Origin of the sequence: Paenibacillus zeirhizosphaerae, assembly GCF_030705605.1 — a bacterium.
In the GTDB taxonomy this organism is placed as follows: Bacteria; Bacillota; Bacilli; order Paenibacillales; family Paenibacillaceae; genus Paenibacillus; species Paenibacillus zeirhizosphaerae.
This window is the reverse complement of the sequence record NZ_JAPCKK010000016.1, coordinates 1-15976: the sequence shown is the minus strand read 5'-3', so window position 1 is coordinate 15976 and position 15976 is coordinate 1. Positions and strand designations below refer to the sequence as shown.

The following is a 15976-nucleotide window of genomic DNA, read 5'->3' as shown; positions in this document are numbered from 1 at the left end:
GAAGGGGTAGTTGTGTGTGAGCAAGGAGACAAAGCTATTGAGCGCTGCATCACTGGCTGGCCGCTTGACGGAAATTCGGAGAGAACTGCATCAATATCCAGAGCTGTCGAATGAAGAGTTCGAGACGACGGCAAGAATCAGGCGCTGGCTTGAAGCATTAGGCATACGCATTCTGGAATACCCGCTTCGGACGGGTGTAATAGCAGAAGTGGGCGGCAAGCACGGAGGACCCGTCATCGCGCTTCGGGCGGATATCGACGCGCTGCCTGTACAAGAGGAAACAGAGCTGCCGTTCGCCTCTGTTGTTCCGGGCAAAATGCATGCTTGCGGCCACGATTTCCATACCGCTTCGCTTATTGGAGCAGCCTGGCTGCTCAAAGAGCGCGAGGAAGAGCTTGAGGGTACCGTTCGCTTGCTATTCCAGCCTGCTGAGGAAAAAGCCTCTGGCGCTCGCCTGGTGATTGAAAGCGGCGCTCTTGAAAACGTCCGGGCCATATTCGGCCTGCACAACAAGCCTGATCTGCCGGTAGGCACAATCGGCATTAAGCACGGTCCGCTTATGGCTGGCGGAGACGGATTTGTAATTGAAGTCAAGGGAATCGGCTCCCATGCGGCGGTGCCTGAAGCAGGTAATGATCCAATTGTAACGGCATCATATATGGTTACAGCGCTGCAATCCATTGTCAGCCGCAATGTTAGTGCCCTTGATAGTGCCATCATCAGTGTAACCAAGCTTCACAGCGGCACGGCCTGGAATGTGATTGCCGAGCAAGCAGTGCTGGAGGGAACGATCCGCACGTTTGATGAGGAGGTTCGCAATCGGGTGCTTACACGATTCACTCAAGTGGTTGAAGGAGTCGCAGCCGCTTATGGAACTAGCGCATCCATTCGCTGGATCGAGGGGCCTCCTCCGGTTCTCAATGATGAGACCTTGGCGAAGCTGGCCTGGGAGGAGACAGAGCGTTTGGGGCTGCAGCCGGTTATTCCTGCCCCATCACCTGCGGGTGAAGACTTTGCCGTATATCAGAAGCATGTTCCGGGTTTATTTGTTTTTCTGGGCACGTCGGGCAAACGGGAGTGGCATCATCCGGCATTTGATCTGGACGAACGGGCACTGCCGATTGCAGCGGATTATTTAGCCGGTGCAGCAATACGAACGCTTGCGGAGTATGCCAAGGCACCGGAAGAGAACTAGTACGCAGAAATGAGGGGATGAAATATGGTCAAACATAAACAGCTAAAACTGGGGGCGCTTCTGCACGGTGTAGGTGGAGGAACGTCGATGTGGCGTCATCCGGACGCGTTGCCTGACGCAAGCGTAGATTTTGAGTTGTACAAACGTTGGATTCAAAAGGCTGAGGCGGGCAAGTTTGACCTGATTTTTATTGCAGATGGTTTGTACATTAACGAGAAGTCGATTCCCCACTTTCTGAACCGGTTTGAGCCGATCACGATTCTGAGCACATTAGCCGCCGTGAGTAAGCATATCGGGCTTGTCGGCACATTGTCGACCACCTATAGCGAGCCTTTTACAGTAGCCCGTCAATTTGCCTCGCTGGACATGATCAGTGGTGGACGCGCCGGGTGGAATGTCGTAACATCCCCGCTAGAGGGCTCGGCCCTGAACTATGGCGGGAAAGAGCATCCCGAGCACGACAAGCGGTATGACATCGCAGCCGAATACCTTGAAGTCACCCGCGGTCTGTGGGATTCCTGGGAGGATGATGCATTTGTGCGGGATAAGGAAACGGGTGTGTTTTTTGATCCGCAAAAAATGCATCCCTTAAATCACGAAGGCAAGTACTTCTCGGTTAAAGGACCGCTGAACATCGCCCGCTCCAAGCAGGGTCAGCCCGTCATCTTCCAGGCGGGATCATCCGAGGTTGGTAAAAATTACGCCTCAAGGGAAGCTGATGCGGTATTTACCGGTCATGAGACGCTGGCGGAGGCGGCGGAGTTTTATCGGGACGTCAAAGATCGTGTGGCCGCCTTTGGGCGAAATCCGGGGGAGGTGCTGATCTTTCCGGGCATTGCGCCGATAATCGGCAGCACACCGGAGGAGGCTGAACGCAAATATCAGGAGGTTGCCGGGCTGGTGACCATTGAGAATGCGCTGAATTATCTAGGCAGATTTTTTGAGCACCATGATTTCTCCCAGTATTCGCTGGATGAACCGTTCCCGGATGTAGGGGATCTCGGTAAAAACAGCTTCCAAAGCGGTACGGACAAAATTAAAAAGAATGCTAGAGAGAAAGGACTGACGCTTAGGCAGGTGGCGCTTCAATCGGCGACGCCGCGCAGCGGCTTCATTGGAACCCCTGAGCAGGTAGCGGATCAAATTCAGGCATGGTTTGAAGCGGAGGCTGCTGACGGGTTTATGATTACAGCTGCTGTCCCAAAAGGTCTTGAGGAATTTGTGGACCTGGTCGTGCCGATTTTGCAGGAGAGAGGCATTTACAGAACCGAATATGAAAGCGACACCCTGCGCGGCAATCTGGGGCTGTCTGTGCCAGAAAACCGCTATGCCAGAAAGAAGGCAACTGCAGGGCAAGGAGGAGCAAAATGAGCAGGATCGTTTTTATTATTGGGAGCCCGAAGGAGGGCTCCCGTTTGTTCGGACTGACAGACTATTTGGAAGAGCAGCTTACGCTTGCCGGCTACAGTGTTGCTGTCGTGTCAGCAACAGAGCTGCCTGCAGAGGAATTGCTTAGAGCCGACTTCAGCCATCCGGTCATCCAGAATGCTGTTTCCGTGATTGAGGAGGCTGATGCCATTGTTATCGCGAGTCCGCTCTATAAGGCCGCTTATTCGGGGGCACTGAAAACAATATTGGATCTGATCCCGCAAAAAGGATTTGCGGACAAACCCGTGCTCCCTCTGTTCATCGGACAATCGGTCATGCATCTGCTTGCTGTTGATTACGCGCTGAAGTCAGTGGTTGCCGCCTTGGGCGGAACCCGCATTCTCGGCGGTGTATTTTCCGTGGATCAATGGGTGGGCCGCTTGGAAGACGGTGGGTTCAAGCTAACGGAGAAACTAAAAGAGCGTCTGGATGACGCATTGGCTGAACTGGTGGCCGAACTGGGCGGATATGCCCCGAGGTCGACGTTAACGCATTAAAGGAGATACCAGCTTCAACCGTCCCTTAGTACATCGCATAAATAACTCGTATTTAACTGCTATGCTTTAGCTTAAGCAGAGATAGTCTTACAAAGCTTAGGGAGGCTTCGAGCAAGCTGCGTTGGCTCCTTCAGGCACCAATCTTACGGTTCGGATCGAGTTTGATTCAGCCGAAGAACTCGAGACAACGTTGAAAATGGGCATGAAGGAAGGACTTTCAATGACCATTAACGGTAAATTGGCTGAGCTTTTGGAAGAACTTCAGACGGCATGAAAAATTCAAAGAAATGATGGTCCACTTGAAAAAGATCTCCAAGATTTATGAAAATTCGAATGGACAGATTGTAGAAAAAACAATGTATACGACAGAATGGAGTGCTCTTGCCAAACCCAATCGTTTGCACATTGTTGAACTTTTACGCGAAGGCCCTTTCACCGTAAGAGAAATTACTGATCGGCTTGAACTTCGCCAGCCCCAGGTATCAAAACATCTTCATGTATTAAGCAAGGCGGGGGTTGTCAAAGTGCAGGCAGTTGCCAATTCGCGAATCTACAGGCTGCGGCCGGAACCGTTTAAGGAATTGGAAAAAGGGAACTACCCCAACAGGGAATAACTTCACTTTATTGACAGTAAGTATTTTAAATACTGTTATGCTTGTTCCAGAAACGGGTGCTTTTGTTGAATAACGAAATCCCGATTTCCCGTAATACATAAAGGGGAATTGGGATTTTTATATGCTTAACGTTGTAAGTCCGCATTTTCCTGACGCTACCCCTATCTTTTTTTGGTTTTAGGTATGGATATGCACGATGCAGCGGAGAGGACGAAGCGATTCCGGAAAAGCGGTAGCGTTCGCCTTTACCCCCGAATTTCTACAGCTAAAAAGTATAATCATTGAAATTCGGGGGTAACAGCGATTGGAGGAATGCTTCGTTCTCGGAGCGCCTTACAACCTGCGAAAGAACGCAAACACTACAGATGCCGCTGCTTTGTCACTCCAAAGAGTCGCTGCTCCTCATAAGCAAAATAAGCATCCGCCAAAATATTCACACCCCGCAAGATTTGCTCCTCGCTCACATAGCTGAAGCATAGCCTTGCATAATGATACCCTTCCGGCTTTGCAAAAAAGCTTTTTCCATCCACGAAGCTGACGCCTCGCTCTGCCGCTTCCCGCAGAAAGTCGCTCGTATTTACAGCCTCGCCGAATCTTAGCCATATATAAAAGCCGCCTTCAGGCAAATGAAATGTCACATGATCTCCAAAGCTGGATTTGATAGCCTCCGCCATGATATCTCTTTGCTTGTGGTAATGCTGACTTAACTGATCCACATGCTCCTGAAAGGCAAGACGATCGAGCAATTGCGCCAAAATTTCCTGTGTAAACACGCCAATGCTGCCGCCAAGATTCAGCAGTCTTGCCTTATCGATAACCCGTCTGTCAGCGATCATCCATCCCAGTCGCAGACCGGGGCCAATAATTTTGGAGAAGGTATTCAGATAGATAACTCTCCCCGGCAGCAGCGTATAGAGGGGAGGATACTTGTTGCCGGTAAAGTTCAGTTCCGAGTAGGCATCATCTTCAACGATAAAAAAATTATAGGTCTCGGCCAATTCCGCCAAGCGTGCTCGCCGTTCGGTCGTTAAGGTGACGCCGCCAGGATTATGATAGGTAGGCATCGTATAAACGAATTTGGGTATGGGCTTGTTTTGTCGCCTAGCTTCGAGAAGAGCATTCTCCACCAAATCGACACGCAGTCCATCCTCATCGATAGGGAAGGAGGTGATCACCGCCTCCGCAGCGCGGAAAGCCTGCAGCGCACTGAAGAAGGAGGGGGATTCCACCCATACATGATCCCCCGGATCGAGTAAAATCCTCGCCGCTATATCAATGCCTTGGGTTGAGCCATAAGTCACCAGAATTTGCGGTAATTCCGCCTGGATTCCATGAACGAGTGAGCGATTCTGAATCCATTCAAGGATTTTACGTGGGCCGCCTGAGCCAGAATACTGCAGCGCTGTTCTTCCATGCAGTGATACTGCTTCATAAGCCGCCTGGGATAGCTCTTCAATGGGGAATAAATGTGGCGCGGCGAAACCGAAGGAGAGATGGATATGATCCGGCTTTGTGACGGTGGTGCTGCCGATGGACGGCGTGGAAGGGATTCGTTTGGCAAATGAAAAGGCTTCGAATGGCGTGGTCATCATTTCACCCGCTTTCGCGAAAGTTATCTTTCAAATGGAGTACGTAAGCTTTCTGGACTGCATGAGCTCTGTGTCCCGAGTATCCTTGTTTAAGACCCGGTTCAGAATGCGGTTCTCATAGTGAACGAAGGTGTTATCCCGTTCTCGCGGACGCGCCATACTTACCGTGACGTCCATCGCGATTTTCCCATGCTCGATCAGAAGCACACGATCCGCCAGAGCAACGGCTTCACTGACATCATGTGTAACCAATATGACGGTGAATCCTTGTTCCAGCCACAGCCGTTCAATCAATTGCTGCATTTCAATTCGGGTTAGAGCATCCAATGCGCCAAGCGGCTCATCCAGCAGCAGGAGACGGGGCCGGCTTACCAGCGCCCGTGCCAAAGCGACCCTTTGTTTTTGTCCTCCGGAAAGCACCCTCGGCCAATCACCTCCGCGCTCATCCAGCCCAACCAATGCCAATGCCTCCGCAGCGCTTGCTTTATCTTGATTGACGGCGGCGATACGCACGTTATCAAGCACGCGTTTCCAGGGAAGAAGACGCGCCTCCTGAAACAGAACTCGTGTATCCTCATGCCCTGTGTCGACACCTTGGCCGTCAAGATAGATAGAGCCCTCGGAAGGCTGATCCAGGCCCGCGATTAACCGGAGTAACGTGCTTTTTCCGCATCCGCTCCGTCCTACAATCGCGATAAATTCCCCTTGCTCAATCGTAACATTTACGTCCGTTAATACCGGATGCTCGTCAAATCGCTTCGAAATCTGATGAATATGAATATGGGACCCCTCTGTTTTCTGCGGCATGCTTTGTGTCTCCCTTCATTGATTTATCGTGCCGAATAGTTTGGGTTCCACTGCAGCCACCACTTCTCCAGCAGCTTTGCTGCGCTGTCAGATAGCTTGCCTAACAGCGCATAGATCAAGATACTCAGGACGATGACATCCATCTGAAAAAATTCCCGCGCATTCATGGCCATATACCCCAATCCGGAATTAGCCGCTACCGTCTCGGCGACGATCAACGTCAGCCACATGATGCCAAGAGCGTAACGAACGCCGACCAGAATGGAAGGCAGCGCTCCCGGCAAAAAGATATGCAGATAGAGTCTGAAGCGTTTTAAACCATATACTTGCCCCATCTCAACCAAACCCGGATCAATCGACCGGATGCCATGGAACGTGTTCAAATAAATCGGGAAAAAGACGCCAAGTGAGACCAGCACCAGTTTGGCAGGCTCCTCAATCCCGAACCAGATAATGACCAGCGGAATCAGAGAAAGATGGGGGATCGTGCGGATCATCTGGATGGACGAGTCGGTCAGTCTTTCGGCTGTGCGCCAAAAGCCGTTGATTAAACCAAATAGAAATCCGAGGCCGCCACCGATTAGAAAACCGCTAAACGCACGTTTGGCACTAATTCCGATATGAGTCAATAGCTCGCCGGATTTCAGCATGCTGATAAGAGCGTTCAATACTTGAAGCGGCTGCGGCAGCACGTTATTGGCAATCATGCCAGTGCCGGTGAGCGTCTGCCAGGCGAGAAGAATCAGTAGGGGAATAATCCAGGGGGCCGCTTGCTGGAAGAGCCGTTTTGATTTAGGTGATTTCAATGGCACTACTCTCCTTCCTTAAAGTCATCATTTCTACTCGGATTGCGCCGTTATTTGTTTCAGCTCCTCTTCAAACTTCCTGCTCCAAATAGAGCCAACATCTATATCACTCTCTAGAAGACCTAGCCCGGCCAACGTATCAGCAACCTCCTGTTGGGAAGCGATGGCCTTCTCGAAGTTGGAGGAGAGTCGGGATGGCTGCTGTTCTTCCCCTTGTTTCAGTGTATTGAGCGCTTGCTCGACAGGCTGCTTGGTGTTAGCAGCCGTAATTTCGGCCCACTGCTGCTGGTTGCTGCGGGTCCAGGCGTAAAATTTGTTCAGACGACTCAAGAAATCAACAATCGCAGCGTGTTTGGCCGGATCACTAATCGCTTGGGGACTGGCCTCATACAAGAAATTTCCGGATAGAATATCCTTGGCGCTGGCCAATACCGTCGCCCCATTCTGATGAGCGGTAATAATCGCGTTGCCATAGCTTGCGAGTGCGTCCACTTTGCCGCTGATTAATGCGCTTAAACCGTCCGATGTCGATAATGGCACGGGTTCGATATCCTCCCAGGACAAGCCTGCCGATTCCAGCATTTTCACCAGGAAGTAATGGGCTGTTGTAGCATTCACATAAGCTACCTTTTTCCCTTTCAGCTCGGCTACACTTTTGATCGGAGAGCCCTTTGGAACGACAAGCTCTTGATTTAGCGTTGTGGACTCGAACGAGGCGATGATTTTGAAGTTTCCTCCGTTTGCCGCCTGGGAAGCGAAAAGAGGGGGGATTTCACTTGTGGAGCTCAAATCCAGATTATTCGCCGCCATCGCCTCCAACTGCAGATTACCGCCCTGGAATACACTGTATTGAACCTGATACGGGGTATCGCTCAGTCCTGCGGCCTTAAAGCCCAGCTCCAAATTGCTCCAGCCCGTCTGACCGACACGTAACGTAACTTTACTGAGGTCAACGGAAGAAGGCTCGCCGGACCCTGCCGCCGGAGTTGAAGAGGGCGTCGTCAATGCTTTCGAATCCCCTGAGGAGGCAGAATTGCTGCCACAGCCGGCCACCAATATAAGGCTCATTAAGGAAACAGTAAAAAGAGTAGGCCATGTTTTGATCTGAAGCATACCGGGATTCCACCTTTCCTCTATAAATAACGTTTTATGAATTAGCGTAAACAGATTCCTGCTGAATGCGCTGCCCCCATTGATCCGCTTGTTGTATGGCTTCGGCAAGGCTTGCTTCATTTACAGCGAAGGCTAAGCCTGTCGTCGCATCTTCCCGCAGTTGAACCCTTTTGGCGATTTCAAGCGTGATACTTGCCGAGTCCCCGGTGATCCCCAGTCCACGAAGTGTAATTGGAAGCCCGAAGCTATGCAGCCATACCGCCAGCTCATCGATTTCGTCCCCAGCTCTTCCTTCAAGCACCGTCTGAGCAAGCAGTCCGAAAGCTACCTTCTCGCCGTGAAGGGTATCACTGGTCTGATGGACAAAGGTTAAACTGTTGTGAATAGCGTGGGCAATCGCGGCACGGGGCTTGGAACCCTGAACGGTTCCGGCTAGGCCCGCGAGGACGATGATGTCATTGATCGTCTCTGTAAGGGCAGGGGTCACTTTCCCGCTTCCAGCCGTTTCATAAGCAGCCAACGCGTGGCTGCGCAATCTGTCCAGCGCCAGCTTGGCGGTCTGGCCTGCGATTTGAATATCGAGCTCGCCAGACTCTTCGCTTAAATTCACGGCGATTTCATACCATTTCACAATGGTATCGCCAATGCCTGAAGCTAAATAACGTTTAGGGGCAGAAGCAATCACCCTCGTATCCACAAGGACCAATGCCGGTGAACGTTCATTCATCAAATATTCCGAGGAACGGCCCAGATCGTCGTAGAGTATGGAGACAGCCGCCCAGGATGCGCAAGTTGCTGCTATAGTCGGGACAGCAATGACCGGCAGCCGGAGCTTGCCGCCGACCGCTTTGGCAAGATCAAGAGCCTTGCCTCCACCAACCCCAATGATCACATCCGCTTGCTGGGCGGAAGCTTGAGCGGTATACACTTCGATTTCAGCTATCGTGACTTTTCCACCGAAGGAGGCAATCGTGTGGGCGATTCCCGCCTGCTTCAAGCTTTCGAAGAATGCGTGGCCTACTGCGTTCAGGGCTTTTTGCCCTGTGACAACAAAAGCATTCTTGCCATAGGGTGCGATCAGCGGACCGCTTTTCAACAAAATGTCAGGTTCATTCCAATAATGATCGGGTGCTTTTACACTGATCATGTTTCGTTCACTCCTTTGTCATCGTTGTTCGGGGTGTAATTACAATTATTCCGATTGATAAAGTCAAATATATTGCAACCCTAACACTGCTATTCCATAGCGTCCAATTAATCTTTTCAATACAAACATAGATCGATTCTATTAGTCACATGAGAACAAGGATGGTAAAGTTTGGTTATATCCAAGTGAGAAGGTGGGAATAGAAAGGGAGGAAATCAGATGAGTCAAGTTGATATTCAGGCATACCTTGATACGCGCCGACAGCTAGCTCAAGCTACAGAAGAATTAAATAAAGAGCAATTAACCTGGAAGGCAGACCCGGAATCGTGGAGCGTGACCGAGGTGCTGGCTCATCTTGCCGATCATAATATCGTCGTCTCATTCCGAATCCGTGACATTCTGGCAGGCACGACGGTAAAGCTGCCGGCTTTCGATCAAGATGCGTGGGTGAGCGGGCAGAAAGCGAATGAGGGAGAAAAGGCCGACATTTTGGCGCTATTCGGACACCTGCTCGAATACAACGGCCATCTATTTCAACGTTTGAGCGACGAAGATTGGGTGAAAGCCGCCGTTAACGCCAAAGGGGAAACCGTGCGGGTCGCCGATGTCGTTAACGGTTTTACGAAGCATGTACACAATCATCTAGGGCAAATCGAGCGAATCAAACAGGCGTACGACGCTTAAAGGCTGCAGTATATCATTTATGAGGCCTACGTCACGATTCGGGAGTTTAATATCTAAAATCTTATTGACATACTTGGCTATAGAACTGTAAAGTATAGGATAATCAACCGGTCAACCGGAGACCTTGCAAGGCATGTAACCTGAGAGAGATGCACGGGTTATTTGCTTTGGAGGTCTCTTTTTGCTTTGGAGAGGTAAATCCTATTCTGATTCAAGCAGGAGAAGTGTGTATGAATATTGAAAACATCGAGGCTTTTGTCTATGTATTTCATTACGGAAGCTTTAATAAGGCCGCAGAAATATTATTTCTGTCACAGCCGTCGGTTACCGCAAGAATTCAAACGCTGGAGCGTGAGCTGGACTGCCGGCTGTTTGATCGGTTGGGCAAGCAGGTGCAATTGACCGAGAAAGGAAGGCAGTTTCTGCCTTATGCTCAGCAACTACTGCAAATTTACCAGAAGGGGAAGCAGCATATCCAAAGACAGGGGAAGATCCCGAATGAGCTGCGGATTGGATGCACCGTCTCCGTCTCCAACTATATTATTCCAGAGCTGCTGCCCAAGCTAAAGGCGGAATATCCGGGGCTGCAAATCAAGGTGACAACATCCACTACCGATGACATTGTAGCCAAGGTGCTGAACAGGGAGCTCGATATCGGCTTCGTCCGCAGTGTAAGTCATCCGTACCTGCAATCCGTGAAGTATTACGAGGACCCGATTCGTCTATACGTGTATGCAGACCATCCTTTGGCAGGGATAACAGAAGCATCGGCAGACATGATCGTTGATCAGCCGTTCGTCTTCTTTGAATGCGGGGCTCTGGATTGGCTGCGGGTTCACCGGGTATTCCAAAGCCTGAACAAGCCTCCTGCGATTCATATTCATACCGATAACGCAGAGATGGCCAAGAAGCTCGTTTTGAACAAAGTCGGGGTCTGCTTTCTGCCAGGAGTATGCGTACGTAATGAAGTACGCGACCGGCTTCTTGTTCCGATAGATGTATCTGAAGTAGCGGGTGTTGCACTGCAGACGAATATCATCAGCCTGAGTGGCGAGCATTCGGAAATGGTGCAGTTTCTCGTCTCGGACCGCTTTGTCTGAGAAGTCGCTTGGAAAGGAGGACATGAGGTGCTTTTTTTTATATACTTGTTGAATAAGAGGAGGATGAAAACAAATGCGTAAACTGCTGCCATACCTGCTGATTCTGCTCGGAGTCCTGATCATCATCGCTCCCAAGCTGATCGAGCAGATTGAAGATCATAAGCAGAATGAGCTGATGCAGAAGACGGAGCTGTGGGAAGCACAGCAGCAAAACAACAGTCAGGCCCGGTCTTTGGCATCTGAATTTCAACGGGCATCCCGCCTCCTGGAGGAGACGGAAGCCGTTGAATCAGAGCCGATTGTTCAGCCTGAGCTGTTGCAGAGTGTGGATGGAAAGACACCCATTGCGGTTATTGAGATTCCAGTTATCGATGTTAAACTCCCAGTTCTGGAAGGAGCAACCGAGGAAAATATGCGCCATGCGGCTGTGCACATGACCGGAACTGCGGAGCTTGGGGCCGTAGGGAATACAGCAGTAGCGGCTCACCGGGCAAGAACCGAAGGACGGCTGTTCAACAGGCTAGATGAAGTGAAGATGGGCGATACCATTTCGGTATCCACCCCTTCAGGAAGCTTTATTTACACCGTCGATCGGATTAAGGTGGTTGAGCCGACTGACCTTTCCGTACTCTCCGAAAGGGGACAGGAGGCCATTTTGACATTGATCACTTGTACTCCTGGAGGAGATCAGCGCCTGATCGTTCAGGCTAAGCTGTAGAACGGTTGCGTGGCGACTCTCTCTGAGCGGAACAATGAATCATGGAAGCCAGAATAAGCAGCCTCAAGCGACCGTAAAAAGCCGGACCTCCAAAATCGGGGAGTCCGGCTTTTATCTCTGGATGCTTATATCTTAGTTCTCAGATTTCACTGCACTATGTGGCGTTTCTTTGGACCTAAAGGAAAGTATGAAGCCCAAAAATAAAACAACACCAGCCAGCAAGTAAGGATAGCCTATATTAAAGTCAAATAGCGCGCCTGCCACGATTGGACCAATGATATTGCCAAGGCTGGTAAAGGCTGAATTTAGACCTGCCACGTAACCCTGCTGCTCAGCAGCGAACTTGGACATTTGCGTGCCGATGGCGGGACGCAAGAGATCGATCGCAAGAAATAGAACAAAGGTAACGGCAACCATTAACCAGAAACTGTGCACCAAGAGCGCAAGGACGGTGAAGAGAGCAGAGACGAAGAGGCTCACGGTGATCACTTTTTTCTCCCCGAACTGGTTAATGATCCAACCAAAGATGGTAATCTGCACGACGGCTCCAGCGACCGAACCAAATGTAATAATGAAGGCAATATCTTTTGGCGTAAAGCCGAATTTATGATCGACAAACAGTCCAAACACCGTTTCAAAATTAGCCAGTCCGAAGGAAGCGACGAACACGACGATCAGGCTGATAAAATAAGGCGCACGATAGGAGTTCATGAGTTGTCTCAGCAGACCGATTTGTACTGGCTTAACCGCATTTTGGGCGTGTGCGTCCTTCGAAACTTCAGGCAGAAAGAGAGCGCTAAGAAGCATGGCGAGCAAGCCGCCAACTGCAGCAGCATAGAAGGGGATACGAATCCCGAATTCCGCAATGTATCCGCCAATCCCGGGGCCGATGATAAAGCCTGTTGTGATGGCCGCGTTAATAAACCCCATCCCTTTACCGCGTTCTTCGTCGGTGGTGACATCCGCCGTGTAAGCCATAACGGCAGGCATAACTAAGGCAGCACTAATCCCGCCCAGCATTCTTGCAAGAAAGAGGAGGGGCAGCGTGCTGACAGCGCCAAACATCCACTCCGAGACGGCAAAAAGCAGCATACCGGCCAGAATAACCTTCTTGCGGCCAATAGTATCAGACAGCCGGCCTGCCAGCGGTGAGAAAATAAGCTGCGTAATTGAGAAAGCAGCGACCAGCAAGCCCAGCATGCTCCCATTAATATGCAGCATATTCATGTAACTAGGCATAATAGGAACAATCAAGCCAATACCTGTGAAAATAATGAAAATATTAAGCATGAGGAGCAGAATCGCTCCCCTATTTCTAAGAAGCAATGACATCGTAAGGGTCCTCCATATTTTCCTATACTGAACGTTCGTTTTGTATTGATGCGCAGAAGAATAAAGTACGATTACTCGTCACCGGTCCCCTTTAGCGTATTCCGGGACATGCCATTTAGAAAGACAGTGATGGCGTCTTGATAGAGCATGCGCGTTTTATCTGGAGTAAGGTTACGCGATAATTGGCTGGCTCCGAACAAGAGTGCTTCCAGTATAACGGCAAGGCGTTCCGCATGATTCGGGCAAAATTCACCACTGTCGATTCCTTCCTGCAGCAGCTTCTGATTAAATTCCAAATGATCTGCCATCATCTTGGCCATTCTGGACTCTACCTCAGATGTCTTTTCTTCATTGTGGAAAAATTCATCCGCAGCCTTCGTCAGCGGGTGGTTTAAATCGTCAGATGCTAGCTGCTCGGCCATGCCGTAGAGCTTATCAGCGGTTGTTTTATAGAGGTGCACATTTTGGCTCCAATTGAGGCTCCACTCGCGATCCCATTCCTCCATAAGATAAAGGAACAAGCCTTCCTTACTCTTGAAGTGGTAATAGATATTTCCTTTACTGCTGCCGGTTGCTCCTACAATATCTTCAATTGAAGTCGCTTTATAGCCTTTTTGTATAAAAAGCATCCGAGCCGCATCTGCTATTTTTTTCTTCGTTTGTTCGCTTTGAAGCTGTTTCTGGTTCATGGTACTCACCTCAATTCATACACCGAACGTCCGTTCAGTATTATAGCACTGTAATCTTGCAAGAGCAACTTTACTATCCCATTGACAAGTGCGCTTAAGCCCATTATAATCACCTGTAAATTCCATATCCAAAATGTGCTGATTAGAAATAGTAAAGGTGACACAACCTTTCAGAGAGCCGCTGGGTGGTGAGAAGCGGTAGTGTCGAGCACCTTGAACTCGTCTATGAACTGCTGGCCTGACAATGTAGGGTTAGCCGGGATTCCGCCGTTACAAGGATAGATGGTGACAGCCATCGAAAGAGATCATTTTCCATATTGGATATGAATTAGAGTGGTACCGCGGGTTAAACCTCGTCTCTATAATAGAGACGGGGTTTTTTTGGTTGGTGAAAGTCCGGGTTTGACCAACACCGCTTGATTATAGATGCTTCTATAATGGATGGAGGAGGAACTTCAGATGAATCGCAGCGTTATCGTACTGGATACTACTTTGCGTGATGGAGAACAGGTTCCGGGCGCAAAATTGAATGTGAAGCAAAAGGTGGAGTTTGCCCAGCAACTGAAGCGGCTCCAGGTAGATATCATCGAAGCAGGTTTTCCGGCATCTTCAGCAGGAGACTTTCAAGCCGTACAGGAGATTGCTCGCAGTGTGGGCGATAGCGTATCGATCACGGCCTTGGCCAGGGCAGTGCAGAGCGATATTGATGCCGTATATGAAAGCGTGAAATTGGCGCAGGACCCGCTCATTCATATTGTGCTGGGTGCGTCGAACATTCATGTGGAGAAAAAATTCAACCGTTCCAAGGATGCCGTGCTGCAAATGGGGGTGGATGCGGTCAAATATGCCAAAACACTGCTGCCCCAGGTGCAATATTCCACGGAGGATGCGTCCCGGGCGGATTTTGAATATTTGTGGAAAACCATCGAGGCTGTTGTGAAGGCAGGCGCAACCATGATCAATGTTCCCGATACGGTCGGATACGCGGAGCCGGAAGAATTCGGAGACTTGATCCATAGAATCAACGAACGCTTGAAAAATATAAACGACAAAACCATTCTTAGCGTCCATTGCCATAATGATCTCGGGCTGGCCACTGCGAATACGCTCAGCGCGATCAAGAACGGAGCGGATAAAATCGAGTGCACGATCAACGGATTGGGCGAAAGAGCAGGCAACACTTCTTTGGAGGAAGTGGTCATGGCTCTGAAAGTAAGAGAGAACCGCTATCAGTGCACGACGCGTATTCAAACGACAGAGCTGCTCAGAACTTCAAGGTTGCTGACCTATCTGACAGGACTCGATGTTCAGGTGAACAAAGCCATCACAGGTGATAACGCATTTGCTCATTCCTCCGGCATACATCAGGACGGATTGCTTAAGGATAAGAACGTGTATGAGATTATGTCCCCTGAGGAAGTCGGCGCAGAGAGCATGGAATTGATTTTGACTGCGCGCTCTGGACGGCATGCCTTCAAGCATGCGGTGGAGAAGATGGGCTTTGCAACAGGCGAAGCGGCCGAGTTCGAAGCGCTGTTCCAGAAATTTATTGCTCTCGCCGATATGAAGAAGGAAGTATATGATCACGATATCTTCTACTTGGTCAATAGCATTCGTGAACAAGCGCACAGTGGCCATTCCTTGTACGAATTGGATTCATTCCAGGTGATCACCAACAATCTGAATCCAACCGCAACAATCGAATTAAGCAGGAACGGCCAGCCGTTGAAGGGAAGCGCCGTGGGGGATGGCCCGATTGATGCGTTGTATAGCGCCATCAAAACATTGACCGGGTTGGACGTGACATTAAAGCATTACAAAATTAACAGCATATCCGGCGGCAAAGAAGCCATCGGCCGGGTCAATATTCAAATCGATTATCAAGGCAAAACCTATTCCGGGCGGGCCATGGACATGGATATTATCAAAGCCAGTGCGTTAGCTTTCTTGAACGGCATCAACGCGGCATTACTGGACACAGCCAGTACCGAAGAGGAAGCTGCAAAAAGCCATTAAAAGAAGCCTCAATCGCTGTGTATCATGTCATAATTGAAACAATTCAGGGCTTGGGGCGGGGCACTCTTTTCGTGCGTGGGGAGACGCTCCGAGAACGAAGCATTCCTCCAATCGCTGATATGAACGAGACTGTCAAAAGCGTCTCTTTGACTCCCACGTTTTTTACCCCTTTCCCTTTCAACCCGGAGGGGGACAGTCTGAGTAAGGAAGCAAAAGTTCTCGACGTTGAGGCAGTCTGATA

General features: G+C 50.0%; 14 protein-coding genes, 1 pseudogene and 1 other annotated feature. Of the genes and pseudogenes, 8 read left to right on the top strand and 7 right to left on the bottom strand.

Annotated elements, in window-relative coordinates:
• The first annotated feature begins 37 nt into the window (after positions 1-37).
• The 4 genes and pseudogenes from OIN60_RS09885 to OIN60_RS09870 all read left to right on the top strand — a co-directional run.
• Entirely contained in the window at positions 38-1195 is a 1158-nt protein-coding gene (locus OIN60_RS09885) for an amidohydrolase (RefSeq protein ID WP_305754709.1), read from the top strand.
• A 24-nt stretch (positions 1196-1219) separates the two neighbouring features.
• Positions 1220-2566, top strand: a complete 1347-nt coding sequence (locus OIN60_RS09880) for an LLM class flavin-dependent oxidoreductase (protein WP_305754708.1) — start codon at positions 1220-1222, stop codon at positions 2564-2566.
• Positions 2563-3120 carry an NADPH-dependent FMN reductase gene (gene ssuE / locus OIN60_RS09875; protein WP_305754707.1) on the top strand — a complete coding sequence of 186 codons (558 nt, stop codon included), beginning with the start codon at positions 2563-2565 and terminating at the stop codon, positions 3118-3120. The genes OIN60_RS09880 and ssuE overlap by 4 nt, the downstream gene beginning before the upstream one ends.
• Positions 3121-3476: 356 nt before the next feature.
• Positions 3477-3707 (top strand): annotated as a pseudogene (locus OIN60_RS09870) (ArsR/SmtB family transcription factor); the annotation flags it as partial.
• A 386-nt stretch (positions 3708-4093) separates the two neighbouring features.
• On the opposite strand, the gene OIN60_RS09865 reads toward OIN60_RS09870, so the two are convergent.
• The 5 genes from OIN60_RS09865 to OIN60_RS09845 are packed head-to-tail and all read right to left on the bottom strand — an operon-like array spanning position 4094 to position 9196.
• Positions 4094-5326 (bottom strand): aminotransferase-like domain-containing protein, encoded by a 1233-nt coding sequence (locus OIN60_RS09865; protein WP_305754706.1) that lies wholly within the window; start codon positions 5324-5326, stop codon positions 4094-4096.
• A gap of 27 nt (positions 5327-5353) precedes the next feature.
• Positions 5354-6130 carry an ATP-binding cassette domain-containing protein gene (locus tag OIN60_RS09860; protein ID WP_305754705.1) on the bottom strand — a complete coding sequence of 259 codons (777 nt, stop codon included), beginning with the start codon at positions 6128-6130 and terminating at the stop codon, positions 5354-5356.
• Between the two features lie 23 nt (positions 6131-6153).
• The gene (locus OIN60_RS09855) at positions 6154-6936 is read right to left on the bottom strand and encodes an ABC transporter permease subunit (RefSeq protein WP_305754704.1); all 783 of its coding nucleotides are present in this window, start codon (positions 6934-6936) and stop codon (positions 6154-6156) included.
• 33 nt (positions 6937-6969) lie between these two features.
• Positions 6970-8049, bottom strand: coding sequence for an ABC transporter substrate-binding protein (locus OIN60_RS09850; RefSeq protein WP_305754703.1), 1080 nt, complete (start codon positions 8047-8049; stop codon positions 6970-6972).
• A gap of 34 nt (positions 8050-8083) precedes the next feature.
• Positions 8084-9196, bottom strand: coding sequence for an iron-containing alcohol dehydrogenase family protein (locus tag OIN60_RS09845; RefSeq protein WP_305754702.1), 1113 nt, complete (start codon positions 9194-9196; stop codon positions 8084-8086).
• 219 nt (positions 9197-9415) lie between these two features.
• Between OIN60_RS09845 and OIN60_RS09840 the strand changes: the two genes are divergently transcribed.
• The 3 genes from OIN60_RS09840 (at position 9416) to OIN60_RS09830 (ending at position 11698) form a co-directional block, all read left to right on the top strand.
• On the top strand, positions 9416-9880 hold the full coding sequence (locus OIN60_RS09840) for a DinB family protein (protein WP_305754701.1): 465 nt from the start codon (positions 9416-9418) through the stop codon (positions 9878-9880).
• A 230-nt stretch (positions 9881-10110) separates the two neighbouring features.
• The gene (locus tag OIN60_RS09835) at positions 10111-10980 is read left to right on the top strand and encodes a LysR family transcriptional regulator (RefSeq protein WP_305754700.1); all 870 of its coding nucleotides are present in this window, start codon (positions 10111-10113) and stop codon (positions 10978-10980) included.
• 73 nt (positions 10981-11053) lie between these two features.
• On the top strand, positions 11054-11698 hold the full coding sequence (locus tag OIN60_RS09830; RefSeq protein WP_305754699.1) for a class D sortase: 645 nt from the start codon (positions 11054-11056) through the stop codon (positions 11696-11698).
• A gap of 132 nt (positions 11699-11830) precedes the next feature.
• Here the strand turns inward: OIN60_RS09830 and OIN60_RS09825 are convergent, their stop codons facing one another.
• A complete protein-coding gene (locus OIN60_RS09825; RefSeq protein ID WP_370872457.1) occupies positions 11831-13030 on the bottom strand; it encodes an MFS transporter in 1200 nt (399 codons plus the stop codon).
• Positions 13031-13101: 71 nt separating this feature from the next.
• Positions 13102-13719, bottom strand: coding sequence for a TetR/AcrR family transcriptional regulator (locus tag OIN60_RS09820; protein WP_305754698.1), 618 nt, complete (start codon positions 13717-13719; stop codon positions 13102-13104).
• A gap of 129 nt (positions 13720-13848) precedes the next feature.
• Positions 13849-14083 (top strand) — a binding site (T-box leader).
• A gap of 95 nt (positions 14084-14178) precedes the next feature.
• On the opposite strand from OIN60_RS09820, the gene OIN60_RS09815 reads away from it, so the two are divergent.
• Positions 14179-15735 (top strand): 2-isopropylmalate synthase, encoded by a 1557-nt coding sequence (locus tag OIN60_RS09815; protein WP_305754697.1) that lies wholly within the window; start codon positions 14179-14181, stop codon positions 15733-15735.
• The last annotated feature ends 241 nt before the right edge of the window (positions 15736-15976 follow it).

What these genes read in the sequence shown, in the direction of transcription:
- OIN60_RS09880 (WP_305754708.1), top strand. Translation starts at nt 1,220, where the DNA reads ATGGTCAAACATAAACAGCTAAAACTGGGGGCGCTTCTGCACGGTGTA.
- ssuE (WP_305754707.1), top strand. Translation starts at nt 2,563, where the DNA reads ATGAGCAGGATCGTTTTTATTATTGGGAGCCCGAAGGAGGGCTCCCGT.
- OIN60_RS09865 (WP_305754706.1), bottom strand. Translation starts at nt 5,326, where the DNA reads ATGATGACCACGCCATTCGAAGCCTTTTCATTTGCCAAACGAATCCCT.
- OIN60_RS09860 (WP_305754705.1), bottom strand. Translation starts at nt 6,130, where the DNA reads ATGCCGCAGAAAACAGAGGGGTCCCATATTCATATTCATCAGATTTCG.
- OIN60_RS09850 (WP_305754703.1), bottom strand. Translation starts at nt 8,049, where the DNA reads ATGCTTCAGATCAAAACATGGCCTACTCTTTTTACTGTTTCCTTAATG.
- OIN60_RS09845 (WP_305754702.1), bottom strand. Translation starts at nt 9,196, where the DNA reads ATGATCAGTGTAAAAGCACCCGATCATTATTGGAATGAACCTGACATT.
- OIN60_RS09840 (WP_305754701.1), top strand. Translation starts at nt 9,416, where the DNA reads ATGAGTCAAGTTGATATTCAGGCATACCTTGATACGCGCCGACAGCTA.
- OIN60_RS09835 (WP_305754700.1), top strand. Translation starts at nt 10,111, where the DNA reads ATGAATATTGAAAACATCGAGGCTTTTGTCTATGTATTTCATTACGGA.
- OIN60_RS09830 (WP_305754699.1), top strand. Translation starts at nt 11,054, where the DNA reads ATGCGTAAACTGCTGCCATACCTGCTGATTCTGCTCGGAGTCCTGATC.
- OIN60_RS09825 (WP_370872457.1), bottom strand. Translation starts at nt 13,030, where the DNA reads ATGTCATTGCTTCTTAGAAATAGGGGAGCGATTCTGCTCCTCATGCTT.
- OIN60_RS09820 (WP_305754698.1), bottom strand. Translation starts at nt 13,719, where the DNA reads ATGAACCAGAAACAGCTTCAAAGCGAACAAACGAAGAAAAAAATAGCA.
- OIN60_RS09815 (WP_305754697.1), top strand. Translation starts at nt 14,179, where the DNA reads ATGAATCGCAGCGTTATCGTACTGGATACTACTTTGCGTGATGGAGAA.